General features: G+C 69.2%; 17 protein-coding genes. 9 read left to right on the plus strand and 8 right to left on the minus strand.

The genetic code is table 11. The features are described 5' to 3' along the window. Nucleotides 1-30 precede the first annotated feature (30 nt). Entirely contained in the window at nt 31-246 is a 216-nt protein-coding gene (locus ACYVF3_RS26185; RefSeq protein WP_461156902.1) for a DUF397 domain-containing protein, read from the minus strand. Between the two features lie 19 nt (nt 247-265). Further along, entirely contained in the window at nt 266-1,129 is an 864-nt protein-coding gene (locus tag ACYVF3_RS26190) for a helix-turn-helix domain-containing protein (protein WP_461156903.1), read from the minus strand. Nucleotides 1,130-1,340: 211 nt separating this feature from the next. Between ACYVF3_RS26190 and ACYVF3_RS26195 the strand changes: the two genes are divergently transcribed. The 5 genes from ACYVF3_RS26195 to ACYVF3_RS26215 all read left to right on the plus strand — a co-directional run bounded on the left by ACYVF3_RS26195 (nt 1,341) and on the right by ACYVF3_RS26215 (nt 5,660). Next, complete coding sequence (locus tag ACYVF3_RS26195; RefSeq protein ID WP_461156904.1) at nt 1,341-1,580, plus strand: hypothetical protein; 240 nt, start codon at nt 1,341-1,343, stop codon at nt 1,578-1,580. 68 nt (nt 1,581-1,648) lie between these two features. Beyond that, the gene (locus ACYVF3_RS26200) at nt 1,649-2,236 is read left to right on the plus strand and encodes a cysteine hydrolase family protein (protein ID WP_461156905.1); all 588 of its coding nucleotides are present in this window, start codon (nt 1,649-1,651) and stop codon (nt 2,234-2,236) included. Nucleotides 2,237-2,243: 7 nt separating this feature from the next. After that, nucleotides 2,244-3,164, plus strand: coding sequence for a GlxA family transcriptional regulator (locus ACYVF3_RS26205; RefSeq protein WP_461156906.1), 921 nt, complete (start codon nt 2,244-2,246; stop codon nt 3,162-3,164). Between the two features lie 116 nt (nt 3,165-3,280). Further along, nucleotides 3,281-4,003 carry an acetoacetate decarboxylase family protein gene (locus ACYVF3_RS26210; RefSeq protein ID WP_461156907.1) on the plus strand — a complete coding sequence of 241 codons (723 nt, stop codon included), beginning with the start codon at nt 3,281-3,283 and terminating at the stop codon, nt 4,001-4,003. 49 nt (nt 4,004-4,052) lie between these two features. After that, the gene (locus tag ACYVF3_RS26215; RefSeq protein WP_461156908.1) at nt 4,053-5,660 is read left to right on the plus strand and encodes a GMC family oxidoreductase; all 1,608 of its coding nucleotides are present in this window, start codon (nt 4,053-4,055) and stop codon (nt 5,658-5,660) included. An 88-nt stretch (nt 5,661-5,748) separates the two neighbouring features. Here the strand turns inward: ACYVF3_RS26215 and ACYVF3_RS26220 are convergent, their stop codons facing one another. Continuing rightward, nucleotides 5,749-7,851 (minus strand): MMPL family transporter, encoded by a 2,103-nt coding sequence (locus ACYVF3_RS26220; RefSeq protein ID WP_461156909.1) that lies wholly within the window; start codon nt 7,849-7,851, stop codon nt 5,749-5,751. Nucleotides 7,852-7,968: 117 nt separating this feature from the next. Here ACYVF3_RS26220 and ACYVF3_RS26225 point away from each other — a divergent pair, with 117 nt between their 5' ends. Together ACYVF3_RS26225 and ACYVF3_RS26230 are read left to right on the plus strand one after the other, a co-directional pair. After that, nucleotides 7,969-8,490 (plus strand): MarR family winged helix-turn-helix transcriptional regulator, encoded by a 522-nt coding sequence (locus tag ACYVF3_RS26225; RefSeq protein ID WP_461156910.1) that lies wholly within the window; start codon nt 7,969-7,971, stop codon nt 8,488-8,490. 159 nt (nt 8,491-8,649) lie between these two features. Continuing rightward, nucleotides 8,650-10,167 (plus strand): UxaA family hydrolase, encoded by a 1,518-nt coding sequence (locus tag ACYVF3_RS26230; protein ID WP_461156911.1) that lies wholly within the window; start codon nt 8,650-8,652, stop codon nt 10,165-10,167. Nucleotides 10,168-10,226: 59 nt separating this feature from the next. Here the strand turns inward: ACYVF3_RS26230 and ACYVF3_RS26235 are convergent, their stop codons facing one another. Continuing rightward, on the minus strand, nt 10,227-11,552 hold the full coding sequence (locus ACYVF3_RS26235) for an MFS transporter (RefSeq protein ID WP_461156912.1): 1,326 nt from the start codon (nt 11,550-11,552) through the stop codon (nt 10,227-10,229). A 253-nt stretch (nt 11,553-11,805) separates the two neighbouring features. On the opposite strand from ACYVF3_RS26235, the gene ACYVF3_RS26240 reads away from it, so the two are divergent. Beyond that, nucleotides 11,806-13,908 carry an acetate--CoA ligase family protein gene (locus ACYVF3_RS26240; protein WP_461156913.1) on the plus strand — a complete coding sequence of 701 codons (2,103 nt, stop codon included), beginning with the start codon at nt 11,806-11,808 and terminating at the stop codon, nt 13,906-13,908. Nucleotides 13,909-14,104: 196 nt separating this feature from the next. Then, the gene (locus tag ACYVF3_RS26245; protein ID WP_461156914.1) at nt 14,105-14,287 is read left to right on the plus strand and encodes a hypothetical protein; all 183 of its coding nucleotides are present in this window, start codon (nt 14,105-14,107) and stop codon (nt 14,285-14,287) included. 107 nt (nt 14,288-14,394) lie between these two features. On the opposite strand, the gene ACYVF3_RS26250 is transcribed toward ACYVF3_RS26245, so the two are convergent. From ACYVF3_RS26250 to ACYVF3_RS26265, 4 genes are all read right to left on the minus strand, one after another. Further along, nucleotides 14,395-15,078 (minus strand): dienelactone hydrolase family protein, encoded by a 684-nt coding sequence (locus ACYVF3_RS26250; RefSeq protein WP_461156915.1) that lies wholly within the window; start codon nt 15,076-15,078, stop codon nt 14,395-14,397. 85 nt (nt 15,079-15,163) lie between these two features. Next, on the minus strand, nt 15,164-15,556 hold the full coding sequence (locus ACYVF3_RS26255) for a VOC family protein (RefSeq protein WP_461156916.1): 393 nt from the start codon (nt 15,554-15,556) through the stop codon (nt 15,164-15,166). Nucleotides 15,557-15,589: 33 nt separating this feature from the next. After that, nucleotides 15,590-15,994, minus strand: a complete 405-nt coding sequence (locus ACYVF3_RS26260) for a DoxX family protein (protein ID WP_461156917.1) — start codon at nt 15,992-15,994, stop codon at nt 15,590-15,592. A gap of 99 nt (nt 15,995-16,093) precedes the next feature. Then, nucleotides 16,094-17,194 (minus strand): J domain-containing protein, encoded by a 1,101-nt coding sequence (locus ACYVF3_RS26265; RefSeq protein WP_461156918.1) that lies wholly within the window; start codon nt 17,192-17,194, stop codon nt 16,094-16,096. Between the last annotated feature and the right edge of the window lie 378 nt (nt 17,195-17,572).

A 17,572-nucleotide genomic window follows, 5' to 3' on the forward strand; every position in this document is an offset into this window, starting at 1 on the left:
CTCGTGCGCGGGGGACGCTCGCCGGCGAGGTCAGGCCTGGTCTAAGCCGCCCGACTTGAGTTTCGCGGTGAACGACGACCACTCAGCCGCGCTCACCGCGAGCACCGGGCTGGCGTCGCCGAGCTTGCTGTCCCGTACGAGTCGCCCGCCCGCGACGACAGCGGTTTCGACGCACTGCGCGTCACCAGAGCTGAAGCTGCTCTTGACCCACCGCGCGGACGCACCTTGACCGGCGTGGTTTCCCATCGATGCCCCTCTCGTGTGCTCACCTCATCTGTTCCGCCACCTCGGCGATGAACTCGCGTGACTCCACCGGTCCGAGCGCGGCAGCCTGAAGTCGACCCCACAAGCCTCCGTAGGAGGTCACAGCATCGTGGGCGTCGAGGTACTGCGCGTCATCGTGCGATTCGACGTAGACGAAATCGAGGGGAGCTGTGAGGCCGGAGGCTGGGATGTTGAGCAGCGTGAAGCGATAGGCGACTTGTCCGGCATAGGTCCGGGCGTCGAACGGCAGGATCTGAATCTGCACGTTGCGACGTCGCGCCATGTCCGCGAGGTGTCTCAGCTGCTCGCGCATCACTTCGGGCCCACCGATGTTCCTGCGCACGCACGATTCGGAGAGCACGAACGAGAGTTGCGGCCGATCTTGCCTGGTGAACACGTCCTGACGTTCCTTGCGCGCCAACACGCGGCTTTCGAGGTTGTCCTCCCGACCGCCGGCCTGACTGCCCTCCAGCAGCGCCTGGATGTAGTTCTCCGTCTGGAGGAGTCCGGGGATTACTTCGACCTCGACCGACTTGAGCGCTGCGGCGTCGCGTTCCAGCTCGACGAACAGGCGGAACCAGTCGGGGTAGACGGCTCGGTAGCCGGTCCACCTGCCGCGCTGGTTCTGGCCGCGCGCCAGGTCGAGCAGGACTTCCGCGTGGTCGGCGTCGGCTCCGTAGAGCTCGCCGAGGAGCTTGACGTCGCCGGCCTGGATGCTGCTCTGCGCGAGTTCGATCCGGCTGATCTTGCTGGTCCGGCACCCGAGGTGCTGGGCGGCCTTCTCCGGGTCGACTCCCGCTCGCTCCCGCAATCGCGTGAGCTCGTTGGACAGCAGAAGTCGGCGAACGGTAGGGGTCATGGCCATCGAGTCGGTGCCTCCGGGGTGCGAGCGGTTCGTGATGAGTATCGATCGCCGACACCGCCGAGAAGAGCCCCCTTTCGAGCGAAACAACGTTAGGACTCCTACATTCGCCGCCCCTTCTGCCGATGTTCTCGGCAACTCGGTCGGCGGCACCCCCTTCCCCCTTTCGCTGCCGCCGACCGAGCCCACGCACCCGACGAGAAGGGACCACCCGGTGTCCTCCGATGCCCGAATCGCGCGCCACTACTGGCTGCCGATCCCCGAAGCCTCCGGCCGCAGCGGCGTCCGCCACGCTTTCCCCGGCGCCCGCTGGCTCGGCACGCCGTCCGAAACAGCGGTCTGCGGCACCGAAACCCCGATGGCCGCGCCGTCCGAGGTGGACTGGATCTGCTTCCCCAGCTGCCAGGACTGCCACCAGATCCTCAAGGACCGCAACGACACCCGCGGATGCTGACCGGATCGTGCAGGATACGGGCCTGATCGTGCCTTCTCGCCAGGGCCGATCCACCCGAGGATCGAGGTGTGAGCAGAGCACTTCTCGTCATCGACGTCCAAGAGTCCTTCCGTCGGCTACCTATGTGGTCGGCCGTGTCCGATCCCGCTGTCGCCCAACCGGTTTCCCGCCTCGTCGAGCACGCCCGGGCCGAATCCGACCTCGTGGTGTGGATGCTGCACAGCGAGCCCGGTTCGGGCGGGGTCTTCGATCCGGTCAACGGGCACCTGCGACTGCTGGGAGGCCTCGCCCCCATCGAGGGTGAGCCGACCGTGGTCAAGACCTCGCACAACGCCTTCACCAGCACGAACCTCGACCAGACCCTGACGCGGCGGGGTGTTCGCGAACTCGCGGTGTGCGGGATCCGCACCGAGCAGTGCTGCGAGACGACCGCCCGCGTCGCCTCCGACCTGGGCTACGACGTCTCGTTCATCACCGAGGCCACCGCGACCAACCCCGTCGCGCACCGCGGCGCCCCGGCCGACCGCAGCGTGGCCGACGTCCTGGCCGATCCGGGGACGCTGCACCCGGCGGAGATCATCGCGCGCACCGAGTACGCCTTGGCCGGCCGGTTCGCGTCGATCCGCACGGTCGCGGAGGTCACCGGGGTAAGCTGACCGGATCGTGAACCGTGTCGTCTTCCTGCTGATGCCGGGACTGCACCTGCTGGACCTCGCGGGCCCGGCGCAGGTGTTCTCGACGGCCGCCGAGCTCGGGCACGACTACGAGCTCGACTACGTCTCCCAGCACGGCGAGGTGCTCAGCGCGCAGGGACTTCCCCTGCGCGCTGAGCGCGACTGGCCCGACCTCACCGCCGACGATCTCGTGCTGGTCCCGGGTTCGCGGGTTCCCGACCCGCCCCGCTGGCCCCGGCTGCACTCGGCGACCGCGCAGAAGCTGCGGGACCACCACGGTTCCGGCGGGACGGTCGCGAGCGTGTGCTCGGGTGCGGACGTCCTGGGCCAGGCGAAGTTGCTCGACGGTCGTCGCTGCACCACCCACCACGACCTCCAGGACGAACTGGCGCGACGCCACCCCGCGACGTCGGTGGTGCGCGACGTGCTGTTCGTGTCCGACGGCGGAGTGGTGACCTCGGCGGGCATCGCCAGCGGCATCGATCTGGCGCTGCACTTGCTGGCCGAGGAGCGCGGTCCGGGCGAAGCGGCGCGCGTGGCCAGGGAGATGGTGGTCTACGCGCGCCGGAACGGCGACGAGCAGCAGGCCAGCGCGATGCTGCGGCACCGGGCGCACCTCGACGACGCCGTGCACCGGGTTCAGGACGTCATCGACGCCCGCTTCACCGAGCCGCTGCTGCTGAGCGAGCTCGCCGCCGGTGCGGGCATCAGCGAACGCACCCTCACCCGCTCCTTCACCAAGGCCACCGGCCTGACACCGCTGCGCTACCAGCAGGTTCTCCGCCTGGAGCGCGCTGATCACCTGATCGGCAGGGGCGCCACCGCCGAGTCCGCCGCGCGAGCCGCCGGGTTCGCCGACGGACGCATGTTGCACCGGATCCGCGCACGCGAGGCCGCCTTGCGGAGTTGAGCCGCGAAGTCAAGCCCTTGACTTGTGGACATACACAAAACCATTATCTGTATGACTGTCGCCTCGGCGGTGGTGGCCCGAAGACGTACCGGCGCGGATGAAGGGGCAGGTGAGCGGTGCAGGACGAGCCCCTCACGAACTCCGTGCACGAGGTGCAGGGCGAACAGGTGCGGATGCCCGTCGAGGTGCGCTCGGCGACCGGCATCACCGCCCAGTTCCTGATTCCCGCAGGTCCCGCGCGCGACACCCTCTCAGCCGTCGGGCTGGAGCCGGTGACACCGCTGCCGGGACGCGTCCCCGCGACGCTGGGCTTCATCCACTACCTCGACTGCGACCTCGGGCAGTACCACGAATTCCTGGTCGCGCTGATGTGCAGGCAGCCCGGAGTGCGCGGCTCCACCGGTGTTTTCATCCACTGGCTCCCGGTCGATCAGTCCTTCACCTGCGAGGCGGGCCAGAACATCTGGGGATTCCCCAAGGAGATGGCCGCCATCGACGTCAGCCCCCGTGGCAACCGCACCCGCTGCGCGGTGCGGATCGACGAGCGCGAGGTCGTCGCACTGGACTTCGCGCGCGGCGTCCCCGCCCCCTCGGCGATGGGCGCGATGACCCTCGACGCCTACACCCACCGCGACGACGTCCTGCGGCGAACCCCGTGGACGATGCGCGCCGGCGGCACGCGAATGCGTCCCGGCGGTGCGCGGATCGAACTCGGAGACCATCCGATCAGCAACGACCTGCGACGACTCGGATTTCCCCGAAGAGCACTGTTCACCAACCACATCGGCGACCTCAAGATGCGGTTCGCCGACGCGACGAGGGTTTCCAGCCGTTCGTGATCACGCGGACCGGAGCAGTCAACGGCGACCACTGGAGAAGTTGAACAAGATGAGCGATGCCGATTACATCGTCGTGGGCGCGGGCAGCGCCGGATCCGTCGTGGCCAGCAGGCTGGCCGAACGCGGCGCGAAGGTGCTCCTGCTGGAGGCCGGCCGGAAGGACAACCTGCCCACGGTCACCGTGCCCGGCATGATCTCCGTGCTGCACGTCGTGCCGCAGCTGAAGAAGCAGGTGGCCTGGAAGCAGTACTCGACCCCGCAGAAGCACGCCCACGAGCGCGAGATCCCGATGACCCGGGGCAAGGTCCTCGGCGGGTCGAGCTCGGTCAACGGGATGCTCTTCGTGCGCGGCAACAAGGCCAACTACGACTCCTGGGCCGCCGAGGGCTGCGAGGGCTGGAGCTACGACGACGTCCTGCCCGCCTTCAAGCGCCTGGAGAACTGGGAGGACGGCCCCAACGACCTGCGCGGCGAGGGCGGTCCGATCGAGGTCACGCGGCAGAAGGACATCACCCCGGCCGGTGAGCAGTTCATGGCCGCGACGCAGGAAACCCTCGGCGTGCCGAGGGTGGAGGACTACAACGGCGAATCGCAGGAAGGTGTCAGCATCTTCCAGCAGAGCGCCAAGCAGGGGAAGCGCTTCAGCTCCTCTCGCGGGTACCTGACCAACCGGGATCTGCCGTCGCTGCAGGTGCGCACCCACGTGCACGTCTCCCGGGTGATCATCGAGAACGGCCGCGCGACCGGTGTGGAGATCATCGACACCAAGAGCGGCCGGAAGGAGACCCTGCGGTCGGCCAACGGGGTCGTCGTCTCGGCCGGTGTCATCGGTTCGCCGCAGATCCTCATGCTCTCCGGTGTCGGCCCCGCCGGTCACCTCAAGGAGATGGACATCGACGTCAAGGCCGACCTGCCGGTGGGCCAGAACCTGCACGACCACCTGTTCGTGCCGATGACCTTCGTGACCAAGAAGGCCCTGCACCGCTCCACCCCGGCCTACATGGCCTCGGGGATGCTCAAGGAGACCTTCGGCAAGGGCGGCGAGTCCTGGCTGGGCAGAACGCTCTTCGAGACGGTCGGCTTCGTCAAGACCTCGCGCGCCAAGGGCGACGTGCCGGACATGCAGATCCACACGATCCCGTGGAGCTACCCGACTCCCAACCAGGACGAGGACAAGCTGTACCGGACCGACACCCGCCCGGCGCTCACGGTCTTCCCGACGCTGATCTACCCGGAGAGCCGCGGCGAGGTCCGGCTGGCCTCGACCGATCCGACGGCCTCCCCGGTGATCGACCCGGGTTACCTCAGCGAATCGGCCGACACCGAGTTCCTGATCGAGGCGATGGGCATGATCCGGGAGATCATGGCGAACAAGACCATCGCCAAGGACGTGACCGAGGAGCTCAGCCCGGGCCCGAAGTACTTCGACGAGACCGAGCTGCGGCGCGAGCTGCCGACCCGCGTCCACTCCGTCTACCACCCGGTCGGCTCCTGCCGGATGGGCGTGGACGAACGCGCCGTAGTCGACCCGAACCTGCAGGTGCGCGGCGTGGACGGGCTGTGGGTCGCCGACGCGTCCATCATGCCCAGCATCACCGGCGGCAACACCAACGCGCCCTCGTACATGATCGGCGAGATGTGCGCTTCGCTGATCTGACGGCACGCTGCCGCTGAAGAACGCTCGTCGGCGCTCGTGGGGTTCGCTTTCCGCCCCACGAGCGCCGAACGCTTCCTCTGGATTCGGGTCAGAGGCGTCCCCGCCGCGCGGGCCACCACAACGACCGGCCCAGTTCCAACGACAGCGCGGGAACCAGCAGCGAGCGCACGATCAGCGTGTCCAGCAGCACTCCGAACGCCACGATGAACGCCAGCTGGACGAGGAAGAGGATCGGCAGCACCGCCAGCGCGGCGAAGGTCGCCGCGAGGACGACTCCGGCGGAGGTGATCACGCCGCCGGTCACCGAAAGCCCCCGCAGCACACCGGCCCTGTTGCCCAGCAGCGCCGCTTCCTCGCGCACCCGGGTCATCAGGAAGATGTTGTAGTCGATGCCGAGGGCGACCAGGAACACGAAGCCGTACAGCGGTACGACCGGGTCGGCGCCCGGCATGTCGAAGACGTGGTTGAACACCAGCGCCGAGACTCCCATCGTCGAGGCGAAGGAGAGCACCACGGTCGCGATCAGCATCAGCGGTGCCACGAGGGAGCGCAGCAGCAGGACCAGAACGGCGAAGACGACCGCGAGCACGATCGGGATGATCACCGAGCGGTCGTGCTCGGCCGCCCGCTGGGTGTCGAGCTGGGTCGCCGTCGGGCCTCCCACCAGCGCGTCGGCCCCCTCGACGAGGCGCACCGAGTCGCGGATCCGCTGCACAGCACCGATCGCCCGCTCCGAGTCGGCAGGGTCGGTGAGCACGGCTTCGATCTGGACGCGCCCGTTGACCACCTGGGGCCCTCCCGTCCCGGCCTGCGCGGGAGCGACTTCGGCAACTCCGGGCACCGCGGCCGCTCGCACCACCTCCTCGGCGTGGTCGGCGCGGGCGATGATCGTGGTCGGTGCGCCGGAGCCGGCGGGGAAGTGCCGCGCGAGAACCTCCTGGCCTACCACGGATTCGACCGGGTTGATGAACACGTCGGACTGCGCCGTACCGCTCGCCTTCAACTGCGGCAGCCCGAGCACACCGACGATCAGCACGATCGCGGTCACCACCCACATCGCGCGGGGCGCGCGGCCGACCAGGGAGCTGACGCGTTCCCACAACCCGCCGCCTCCCGCGGGCGCGACCGAGTCCGGCACGACGAGCGCGGGCGCGAAGGGCCAGAACGCGGCGCGGCCGACCAGCGCGAGGATCGCGGGCAGGAACGTCAGCGACGCCAGCAGCGCTGCGCCGATGCCGATGGCCGCGACGGGACCGAGGCTCTTGTTCGAGTTCAGATCGCTGAACAGCAGGCAGAGGACACCGAGGATCACCGTCCCTGCTGACGCGACGATCGGTTCCCACGTCGACCGAGCGGAACGGCGGACGGCGGTGAACGCGTCGCCCGTCGCACGCAGCTCTTCCCGGAACCGGGACACCAGCAGCAAGGCGTAATCCGTCGCCGCACCGATCACCAGGATGGAGAGGATGCCTTGGCTCTGACCGTTGAGGACGAGCACACCCGCGTCGGCCAGGAAGTACACGGCCACGGCCGCAGCGCTGAGCGCGAACGTGGCAGACAGCAGCACCAGCAGCGGGAGCACCGGGCTCCGGTAGACCAGCACGAGGATCAGGAAGACCACTCCGCCGGTCACGAGCAGCAGCAGCCCGTCGACCCCGCTGAACGCCTCGCGCAGATCGGTCGCCTGGGCGGCAGGACCGCTGACCAGGGCGTTGAGCCCGGCAGGTGAGCGATCCAGCGCGGTGCGCACCGACGACACCGACTCCGACGGGTCCAGATCCGCGTCGATGGACACGACCACCTGCACGGCCCGGCCGTCCCGGGAGCCGATCGGCGGGGAGACCTGCTCGACCCCGTCCGCACCCCGGATCCGCTGCGCGGTCTCGTCGAGGTACCGGCGGTCAGCACCGGTGATCCCCGACGCGCGCTCCGCCACGACGAACGCCGGGATCGCCCGTCCGTCGGAGAACTCCTGCTTGAGCTCGTTGACCTGGGTCGCCTCCGCCGATGCCGGCAGGAACGTGGAGCTGTCGTTGGTGGCGACGTCGGCCAGCTTGCCGGTGAACGGGCCGCCCACGCCTCCCAGCGCCAACCACGCGATCACCACGAGCGCCGGGAACAGCCACCGCCCGCGGCGACGGGCGACGTCCGAACGCGCTTCGGCGGAGGTGCGTGCGGGGTTCGAAACCATCGATGTCGACCTCTTCCTCGGGCTTTCCGAACGCTGCCCGACCAGTAGAACGACAGTAGAATATTTTGACAGTCGAACTATATGGACGGCGGGGGTCGCTGAACGGAGCGCGAGGCGATGGACGATGCTGATGCCGTGGACGATCTCGGAGAGACCCAGAGCCGCGGCGGCTCGCACGGCCCCGCAGGCGATGTGGCGCTGGGCGTGCTGCTGAGAGCGCTCAACGTCGAGCTCGACCGGTTCAACGTCCTGTTCGGGAACGCCCACGGCCTCTACCGCACGGACCTCAACGCGCTCGTCACGATCCTCGAAGCGGCCCGCCGCGAAGACCCGATGACTCCGAGCAGGCTCGCCGCCGCTCTGGACCTGAGCGCGTCCGCCACCACGACCCTGCTGGAACGCCTCGAAGCGCTCGGGCACATCACCCGGGAGCACAGCAAGTCCGACCGCCGCAGGGTCAACCTGGACATCCACGACACGGCCAGGCAGATCGGCAGCGAGTTCTACCAGCCGCTGCTGCGCGAGCTCGGCGAGGTCTGGGACCACTTCAGCGACGATCAGCGGGAAACCGTCCGCCAGTTCCTCACCGCGACGATCACGGCCACCGCCCGGGCGCGAGAAGCGATCGGGCCGCGCTGACGACCGGCCGGACGGTGTCGCCACCGCGTTCGGGGCGTGAGAATCGGGTCATGGCGTCGAGCGGTGACACCGGGCGTTCGCACCTCTAGCATCCGGTTCACCACGACGAAGTGACTTCACATTCCTGAAGCGAGGGTGATCCGGTTGTCGTCGCCGACCTTGGACCAGTTGGGTTTCCGCCTGCACGACGAGGACTCCGTCCTCATCGCCCGTCAGGACATCGAGCCTGGAACGTACTCCGGGCTCGCGATCACGAACACCGTGCCGAGCGGGCACAAGGTCGCCACGGCGAACATCGCCGAGGGCGCGGCCGTGCGCAAGTACGGCCAGATCATCGGCTTCGCCTCCCGCGACATCGCCGCAGGCGAGCACGTCCACACCCACAACGTCGACTACCACGAGTTCCAGCGAGAGCACGCCTTCGGCGCCGACGTCACGCCGACCGAGTACGTGCCCGAGCAGCGGCGAGCGACGTTCCAGGGCTTCGTGCGGCCGGACGGCCGCGTCGGTACCCGCAACTACCTCGCGGTGCTGACCTCGGTGAACTGCTCGGCGACCGCGGCGAAGATGATCGCCCGCAAGGTGGAGGCCTCCGGCATCCTCGACGACTACCCCAACGTCGACGGCATCTGCCCGCTCACCCACACCCTCGGCTGCGGGCACAGCGGGAGCGGCAACGAAGGCTTCGAGGTGCTGCGCCGAGCGCTCCAGGGCTACGCCGGCCACCCCAACATCGCCGGAGTGCTGGTGCTGGGCCTCGGGTGCGAGGTCAACCAGGTTCGAGCGCTCACCGACGACCTCAAGCTGGCCGAGGGAACGCCCGTGCACGCGATGACGATCCAGGAGTTCGGCGGGACCAAGAAGACCGTCGCCGAAGGCGTCCGGCGGATCGAGGAGATGCTGCCGGTCGCCAACTCCCACCAGCGGGAGACCGTCGGCGCGGACAAGCTCGTGCTGGCCATGGAGTGCGGCGGGTCGGACGCCTACTCGGGGATCACCGCCAACCCGGCGCTCGGCGCGGCGGCCGACCTGCTGATCCGCCACGGCGGCACCGCGGTGTTCGGCGAGACCACCGAGATCTACGGCGCCGAGCACCTTCTCACGCGCCGGGCGGTCAGCCGCGAGGTCGGCGAGAAACTGGTGAGCCGGATCGAGTGGTGGGAGAAGCACGTCCAGGCCGACGGCAGCTCGATCAACAACAACCCCTCCCCCGGCAACAAGGCGGGCGGGCTGACCACGATCCTGGAGAAGTCGCTGGGCGCCGCCGCCAAGGGCGGCACCACCAACCTCGTCGACGTCCTGCAGTACGCGGAGCCGATCACCGATCACGGGCTCATGTTCATGGACACCCCCGGCTACGACCCCGTCAACGCGACCGGCCTGATCGCCGGCGGGGCGCAGCTGATGTGCTTCACGACCGGCCGCGGTTCGGCGTTCGGCTGCAAGCCGGCGCCGAGCATCAAGCTCGCCACCAACACACCGCTCTACGAGCGGATGACCGACGACATGGACATCAACTGCGGGGTCATCGCCGACGGCGGGATGACCGTGGCCGAGATGGGCGAGCAGATCTTCCAGCACGTCCTGCGGGTCGCCTCGGGCGAGGAGACCAAGAGCGAGGAACTCGGCTACGGCGAGGAGGAATTCGTCCCCTGGCACCTGTCCACCGTGCTGTGACGAAGCGAAGGGCGGTTCCGGCGCCCCAGGTCGCCGGAACCGCCCTCCTTCCCCCATCGTCAGGCCGCGAGGACCTCGCGCCGCGGGACGTCCAGGTCCCAGCGGTGGCGGTGCAGCAGCACCGGCACCTGCTCACCGCGCTGCGCGGCGGCGAACACCTCGGCACGGGCTCGACGCCACCACACCCAGGTGCGCCAGGCACCGAAGAGCAGCATCGCGACCAGGGCCAGCATCGCCACCCGGTACTCCGAGCCGCCGGGCATGAACTCGAACGCGTCGAGCACCAGGCCCACGCACAACACGCCCAGCGCCGTCGCGGAGTGCCCGCCCGCGTTGGCCACACCGGTGGCCGTGCCGACGTGGCGCAGCGAGTTGTAGTCGCGCACCAGGGCGAAGGCCACCGACGACACCGGACCACCGATCGCGAAGATCAGGAACGCCACCGCGATCACCGCCAGCGGCGGCCGACCCTGCGGCCAGGTCAGCAGCGCCACCCACGCCAGCACGTTCAGGCCGAGATAGCCCATGACCAGCCACATCCGGCACTCCGGCCGCTTGCCGATCAGCGCGCCGATCATCGGCCCCCCGACGACCTGGCCGATGATCAGCAGGCTCAGCAGCACGCTGGCCGTGGACGCGGCGACACCGAGTCCGTCGACGAGGTACGGGAAGCCCCACAGCAGGGTCAGCGCTCCCGAGACGAACATCGTGCAGAAGTGCGTCCAGAACGCCAGCCTCGTCCCGGGCACCGACCACGCGGCACGCACCTGCGCCAGCACCGCTCCCCCGTTCCGGGGCGCCGACGCCTTCGGCGTGGTGTCCCGCACGACCGAGACCGTCACCGCCGCGTACGCCATCGTCAACGCACCGACCAGCAAGAACGTGCCCGTCCAGCCGATCGTGCGCAACGCCGCGGCGAGCGGGAACGTCGCCGCGACACCACCCAGCGCCCCCAGCGCGCTGGAAATGGTGGCCACCAGCGCGTAACGACGCGCCGAGAAGTACGCCGCCACCAGGCGCAGGATGCTCACCCACATCAACGCATCGCCCAGGCCGAGCACGCCGCGCGCGGCCAGGCCCATGGCGTAGGTGTCGGCCAGCGCGAACAACGTCTGACCCGTCCCCAGCAACAACACCGCGGTGGTGATCACCCGGCGAGCGCCGAAGCGATCCACCATCAACCCGGTCGGGATCTGCATGCTCGCGTAGATCCCCACCTGCAGAACCGTGAACGCGCTGAGCGCGGCGGGCCCGACGTCGAACCGATCGAGCGCCTGCGTGCCAGCAACCCCCAGGCTGCCCCTGTGAAACACCGCGGCGAGGTAGGCGACCACCGCCACGCTCCAGATCCACCATGCCCGACTCTCCGGTCGGTCGGCAGCCACGAATGCCCTCCCGTGTTCCCAACGTCAACAACGCACTGTCCCTCTTGCTCACCTAGTACTTCGTTTCGCGAAGCACTTGAGTTAGCGATTCCACGAGTGGACTGCACCACATGCTCCACTGTGGACGACTGGAGATTCGAGTCTTGGCCCGGGAGCGAAGCTCACCTAGCCTCGAAACCCGCGACCGCGGCGCTGCGGTCGCCCACGCATCGAAAACACCGGCGCACCAACGCGCGCGGTGGGATGGAGCGCGATGGAAGGCAACACCGCCCCGAACCAGGCGATCCACCGCATGCTGCACCCGAGGTCGATCGCGATCCTGGGAGCCTCGAACGATCCGCGGAAGCTCTCCGGCCGCGCGATCGCGCTGATGAAGCGCTTCGGCTACACCGGCAGACTGCTGCCGATCAACCCGGCGCGCGAGCAGGTGCAGGGACTTCCCGCCCATCCCCGGCTGGCCGACGTCGACGGCGAGATCGACCTCGCGATGATCATGCTTCCCGCCGACCAGGTCGTCGGCGCCGTCCGGGACTGCGCCCAACGGGGCGTTCCGGCGGCGATCGTGGGCGCGGCGGGCTTCGCCGAGCTCGACGAGGCCGGGGCGGCGCTCCAGCAGCAGCTGGTCGACGTCGCGGCCGAGACCGGAATCCGCCTGCTCGGACCGAACTGCCTGGGCATGTTCAGCCTGCGGGACAAGGCGATGCCCACCTTCACCTCGGCGATGGACGGCGACTTCGAGCCGCACGAAGGCCCGCTGGCGTTCGTCAGCCAGAGCGGCGCGTTCGGCACCTTCATCTTCTCCGCCGCCCAGCACGCCGGGATCGGCATCTCGCACTTCCTCAACACCGGCAACGAGGCCGACCTGTCGGTGGCCGAGCTGCTGGCCGGGCTCGTCGAGCTCGACGAGGTCCACGCGCTGATGGCCTACCTGGAGGGGGTGCACGACGGGCCGGAGCTGCTGGCCGTCGCCCGGCGGGCCCACGAGCTGGACAAGCCGATCCTCGCCGTGAAGGTGGGGCGCTCGGACGCCGGCGCCCGAGCGGCGGCATCGCACACCGCGTCGCTGGCGGGAGAGGACGCGGTGTTCGACGGTGTCGTGCGGCAGTTCGGCGTGGTGCGAGCGGACGGCATGGATCAGCTGCTCGACGCCGCGATGATCTTCGCCGCTGGTCGCCGCGCCCGGGGCAGGCGGCTGACCACGTTGTCCCTGTCCGGTGGCGCAGGGGTGCTGATGGCCGACGCGGCCAGCCGTCACGGCGTGGAGGTCGCCGCATGGGAACCCGAGTGGCAGCAGCGGATGGCCGAGGTGATCCCGGCGTTCGGGTCGCCGCGCAACCCCGTCGACCTGACCGCGAACCTCATCAGCGACCCCGGGATGCTGCAGCGGGCTTTGCGGATCGCGGTCGACCACCCGGGATCCGACCTGATCGCGGTGTTGCTCGGCAACGCCGACCACGCCGCCGACGAGCTCATCGGCGCCATCGAGCACGCCTACCGCTCGACCGACCGACCACTGGTGGTCGTGTGGACAGGAGGCAGCGGGCGCCCCCGGGAACGGTTGCGGGAGCTGGGAATCCCCTGCTTCACCGATCCCGGACGAGCGGCCGCGGCGCTGGGAGCACTGGCCGGCTACAGCCTGCGACACGCCCCGCCGAGTCCGCAGCCACCGCCGGACATCGACCGCAAGGTCGTGCGCGCGATCCTGTGCGAAGCCCGCGACCGCGGACGCAGGCACCTCGACGAGCACGAGTCCAGCAGGCTCATCGCCGCCTACGGCATCCCGTGCGCGGGCGCCTTCCCGGCGAAGGACCCGCGCAGTGCGGTCACCGCCGCCCGCGAGCTGGGCGCACCGGTCGCGGTGAAGGTCCTCTCAGGCACCATCGGGCACAAGTCCGACGTCGGCGGCGTGCGGCTGGGACTCCGCACCGACGCCGAGATCCGGTCGGCGGCCGAAGAGCTGCTGGGCCTCGAACCCGACGCCAGGCTGCTGGTGCAGCGGATGTCCACCGGCACCGAGCTGATCGTCGGCATCAAGCGGGATCCCGCGTTCGGACCCGTCGTGGTGGTCGGCCTCGGCGGCGTCCTCGTGGAGGTGCTCGCCGACAGCCGCGCGGGTGTCGTCCCGCTGGACACCGCTTCCGCCAAGCGACTGCTGCTGTCCCTGCGCGGCAGCGCGATCTTCACCGGGGTCCGCGGCGAAGCCCCGCGCGACCTCGACGCGGCCGCCGACGCGGTGGCGCGGCTGTCCTGGCTCGCCCACGACCTCGCGGACGAACTGGAGGAACTGGACGTCAACCCGCTCCTGGTCGACGAACGCGGCGTCGTCGCCGTGGACTGCCTGGCGGTGCTGCGCTGAACCGGCGCCGGCCGCGGTTGCACTCCGGCGAGAACGGTTGCCGCGCACGCTGATTGCGTTCGACTCCGGGCACCGTCGACGCGGCGCGCTGAAACGCTCTCCGCGCCAAGCCGTTCGGCCGAGGCCCCTTCAGATCACCCTATCCAGCGATCGCCACAAGCTCGCTTTTACGAACGGCCGACGGCACACTTAGCACATGAGTTCGACACTGCTGAACCAGAAGACGAAAGAAGTTGCCCACGCGGTTGTTCTCGGCACCGAGCCGGTCCAGCGGCGGGCGTCGATCACAGGTCGAGGCTCGTCGTGCGGTGCACCCGGATACCGGGTGCGACCACCGACGGCCCTCGGCGCGATCTCGATCCGCGCACCCACCACCTGAGCCCGGATCGTCGCCCCGGTGAACCACCGGCGCCCCCTCCGGGTCGCCGGCAGCCCCGCACGTCGTGAAAGCACCATTGCTGCTTGACAACTGCACAGTGGGAAAGCTCAGCCCAGGTGGCGGCGCAGGAAGTCCAGGGTGCGCGGCCAGGCGACGCGTGCCGATTCCTCGTGGTAGGACGCGGGGTTCTGGTCGTTGAAGAACGCGTGGCCCGCCCCGTACACGTGGATCTGGGGGTGGACCTCGGTCTCCTTCTTGATCTTGTCCGCCACCTCGCCGACGGCGTCCACCGTGACGCCTCGGTCGTACTCGCCGAAGTGGCCGAGCATCGGCGCCGTCATCGCCGAGAAGTCCGTCTCCACCGGCGGAATCCCGTAGAACGGGATGACGGCGCCGATGCGGTCACCCTGCTGCGCGGCCAGCACCAGCGCGAACTTGCCACCCATGCAGAAGCCGACCGCTCCGACGGCCGACCCGGTGACCAGCTCGTGGTCGAGCAGGTGGTCGACCGCGCCCGCCAGGTCGCGGGCGGCCTGGTCGACCGGCAGCTCCTGCATCATGCGGGAGGCCTCCTGCGCGTCGTGCGTGGTGCGCCCGCCGTAGAGATCGGGCGCGAGGGTCACGAAGCCCTCGGCTGCGAAGCGGTTCGCGACGTCGGCCACGTGGTCGGTCAGGCCCCACCACTCCTGGATCACCACTACGCCGGGTCCCGGTCGATCCGGGGTCGCCAGGTAGCCGTGGGCCGTCCGCCCGTTGCTGGCGAAGCTGACGTTCTGGTGCGGGTTCGTCACGCTCGTGCTCCTTCGTCGAGGATGACCGTTCGCAGGCCGTTCGAGCCCGCACCATGATCTCGCCGCGCACGCCCGATCGCAGCCCTCAGCCGAGTGCCATGTGGATGATTTCCCAGATGTGCCCGTCCGGGTCGTCGAAGCTCCGGCTGTACATGGGGCCTTCCTCCATGACCTCGCCGATGCGCGAGGCTCCCGCTGCCCGGGCCTTCTCCACGATGTCGTCCACGTGCTCGCGGGACTCGGCAGTCAGAGCGGTGATGACCTCGGTGGCCTTGGTCGCGTCGGCCAGGTCCTTGGGGATGAAGGACTGGAAGAACGGCTCGGTCAGCAGCATCACGAAGGACTCCTCGCTGATCACCATGCAGGTGGCGTTCTCGTCGGTGAACTCCGCGTCGAAGGTGAACCCGAGCGCGGTGAAGAAGTCCACCGAGCGCCGCAGGTCTTTGACGGGCAGGTTCACGAAGGTCTTCATGGACATGGCGGTCGCTCCACTTCGCAGAGGTCTGAATCGTCAGGATCGGGCAAGGACCGGGATGCTCCCGCGCCGAGCCCAGGCGAGGGCCAGGAACACGAGGCACAGCACGAGCGGTGACAGGGCCACCGCAGGGGCTCCGAGCGGGAAGACCTGGGCCAGCGTCGCGCCGACCATCACCAGCGCCAGCCCGAACGCCGCCAGCCCGCACAACCTCGGGATCAGCAGCCCGATCGCGCCGAGCAGTTCGACACTTCCGGTGAAGTACCGGAACCACTGGCCGAAACCGATCAGGTCGAACATCTGCACGGCGGTCGGATCACCGAGCAGCTTCGGCAGGGAGGCGAACACGAAGAACGCCGCCAGCAGCACCTGGAGCACCCAGAGCCCGATGTTGACGCCCCGCCTCGGCCGAACCGCCCTGCCATTCGCAGTGGTGGTCATGTCGTCTGCACCCCTTCCGTCGCGCCATCGAGGTTCGATCGGAGGTATCGACTCGACGCGCACCGGAAACTCATCGGTCGCGAGCGAGGAGACCGGGTGTCAGTCCACGAGCTGGTCGAGCACGGCGGTGAACACGTCGCGGTCCACGGTGACGGAGTCCTGCGCCAGCCACTCCCCGATGTCCCTGACGAACTGCGCGGGAGTCATCGGGACGACCTGCTCGTCGCGCTGCTCGACGGTGGTCACCTCACCGGCCCGGCTGGGGTAGATCAGCACGGCTCCGCGCACCTCGACCTCGGGCAGCAGGGCTTCGAAGCCGGCAACGCCCTCGTTCAACCGCGTCACACCGCCGCGGAAGGGATGCCCGTTGCGCCACAGCGAGCCGTTCTCATCGGTCGTGTAGTGGCCGGGAAGCCAGCTCTTGGACTCCACGAGCACGAGCCGCCGACCGCACAGGACCGCGTGGTGGACGTCCTCGAACATCGAGTCCGGCTGGGCGAGGCCGTGGAACACCCGGACACCGGGCAGCCGGATGAGGTACTTCGCGCACATCTCGGCGGTGAGCAGCTGAGCCCGCTCGTGCTGGATGTCGGGCAGCCCGAAGATGCGCTGTTTGCCGAACTCGGCGGTGAACATCCGGTGCTCCCGGTGAGCGCCGATGTGCCGCCGCAGCAGCACCACGATCACGACGCCGGAGCTGATCAGCAGCCCCAGCCACGTCGCCATCAACAGCGCGTTGAGCTCCACTGCTGCGCCGGCCAGCAGCAGCAACGACCACGCTCCCACCAGCGCCATCGTCGGTCTCCGGTCCGGTCCCAGCACCGGCAGGTACTGCACCCGCGCCGTCGGGTCGACGCTGTCCCACCAGGTGAGGTCGTCGAGCCTCAACCTGGGCATGCGCGGTACGTAGTCGGGGTCCTCGCCGAAGTCGCGGCCGGCCCGCTTGGTCGATCCCGGGCGCCGCCGCCTCGTCGCGGCGGCATCGGTTTCCACCGGTCGACGCCGCGAGCTGTCGTAGGAGGCGCGGCGGACCGGATCGTTGAGCGTCTCGTAGGCCTCCCGCAGGAGCCGGAACGACCCGTCGCTGCCGCCGACATCGGGGTGCATGCTGCGAGCGAGGGTGCGGTAAGCCGATTTGATCTCGACCGATGTCGCATCGCTCCCCACGCCGAGGAGTTCGTAGTAGTCGACCCCGCGCACTACCCTCCCCGCCTCCCGGACCGCGCGGCAACAACGAGCTGCAATGACAACGCCAGGCAATGATAGGACGCGAGCCGAGATCAAGATCAACCGACTGGCAAGATTTCACCCTCACCGCCCGGACAACCTCCCCGCAGCAGGGAACCCGTCGTGGTCGAGCTGAGGCGTCCCAGGGGCAATAGCAGGGCACATGGTCCCTGCCCTCGCCGAGCTCGCTGCCGCAGACTGGCTGGTACGTCCTGGCACGAGCACGAATCGATGAGGACGTTCTTGTCATGCGAGTCCACGAGGTGGTGGCGGCGCTCGGTTTCGCCGCCGTGATGTTCGCCGGGTCAGCCTGCACCTGGGGCATTTCGCCTGCGCCGACCGCTCCTCCCC

Source organism: Saccharopolyspora tripterygii, from assembly GCF_054778355.1.

Bases quoted from the DNA above. Each gene is read 5' to 3' on its own strand.
- ACYVF3_RS26255 (WP_461156916.1), bottom strand. From the start codon at position 15,556: ATGTCCATGAAGACCTTCGTGAACCTGCCCGTCAAAGACCTGCGGCGC.
- ACYVF3_RS26225 (WP_461156910.1), top strand. From the start codon at position 7,969: ATGGACGATGCTGATGCCGTGGACGATCTCGGAGAGACCCAGAGCCGC.
- ACYVF3_RS26190 (WP_461156903.1), bottom strand. From the start codon at position 1,129: ATGGCCATGACCCCTACCGTTCGCCGACTTCTGCTGTCCAACGAGCTC.
- ACYVF3_RS26220 (WP_461156909.1), bottom strand. From the start codon at position 7,851: ATGGTTTCGAACCCCGCACGCACCTCCGCCGAAGCGCGTTCGGACGTC.
- ACYVF3_RS26185 (WP_461156902.1), bottom strand. From the start codon at position 246: ATGGGAAACCACGCCGGTCAAGGTGCGTCCGCGCGGTGGGTCAAGAGC.
- ACYVF3_RS26245 (WP_461156914.1), top strand. From the start codon at position 14,105: ATGAGTTCGACACTGCTGAACCAGAAGACGAAAGAAGTTGCCCACGCG.
- ACYVF3_RS26240 (WP_461156913.1), top strand. From the start codon at position 11,806: ATGGAAGGCAACACCGCCCCGAACCAGGCGATCCACCGCATGCTGCAC.
- ACYVF3_RS26260 (WP_461156917.1), bottom strand. From the start codon at position 15,994: ATGACCACCACTGCGAATGGCAGGGCGGTTCGGCCGAGGCGGGGCGTC.
- ACYVF3_RS26215 (WP_461156908.1), top strand. From the start codon at position 4,053: ATGAGCGATGCCGATTACATCGTCGTGGGCGCGGGCAGCGCCGGATCC.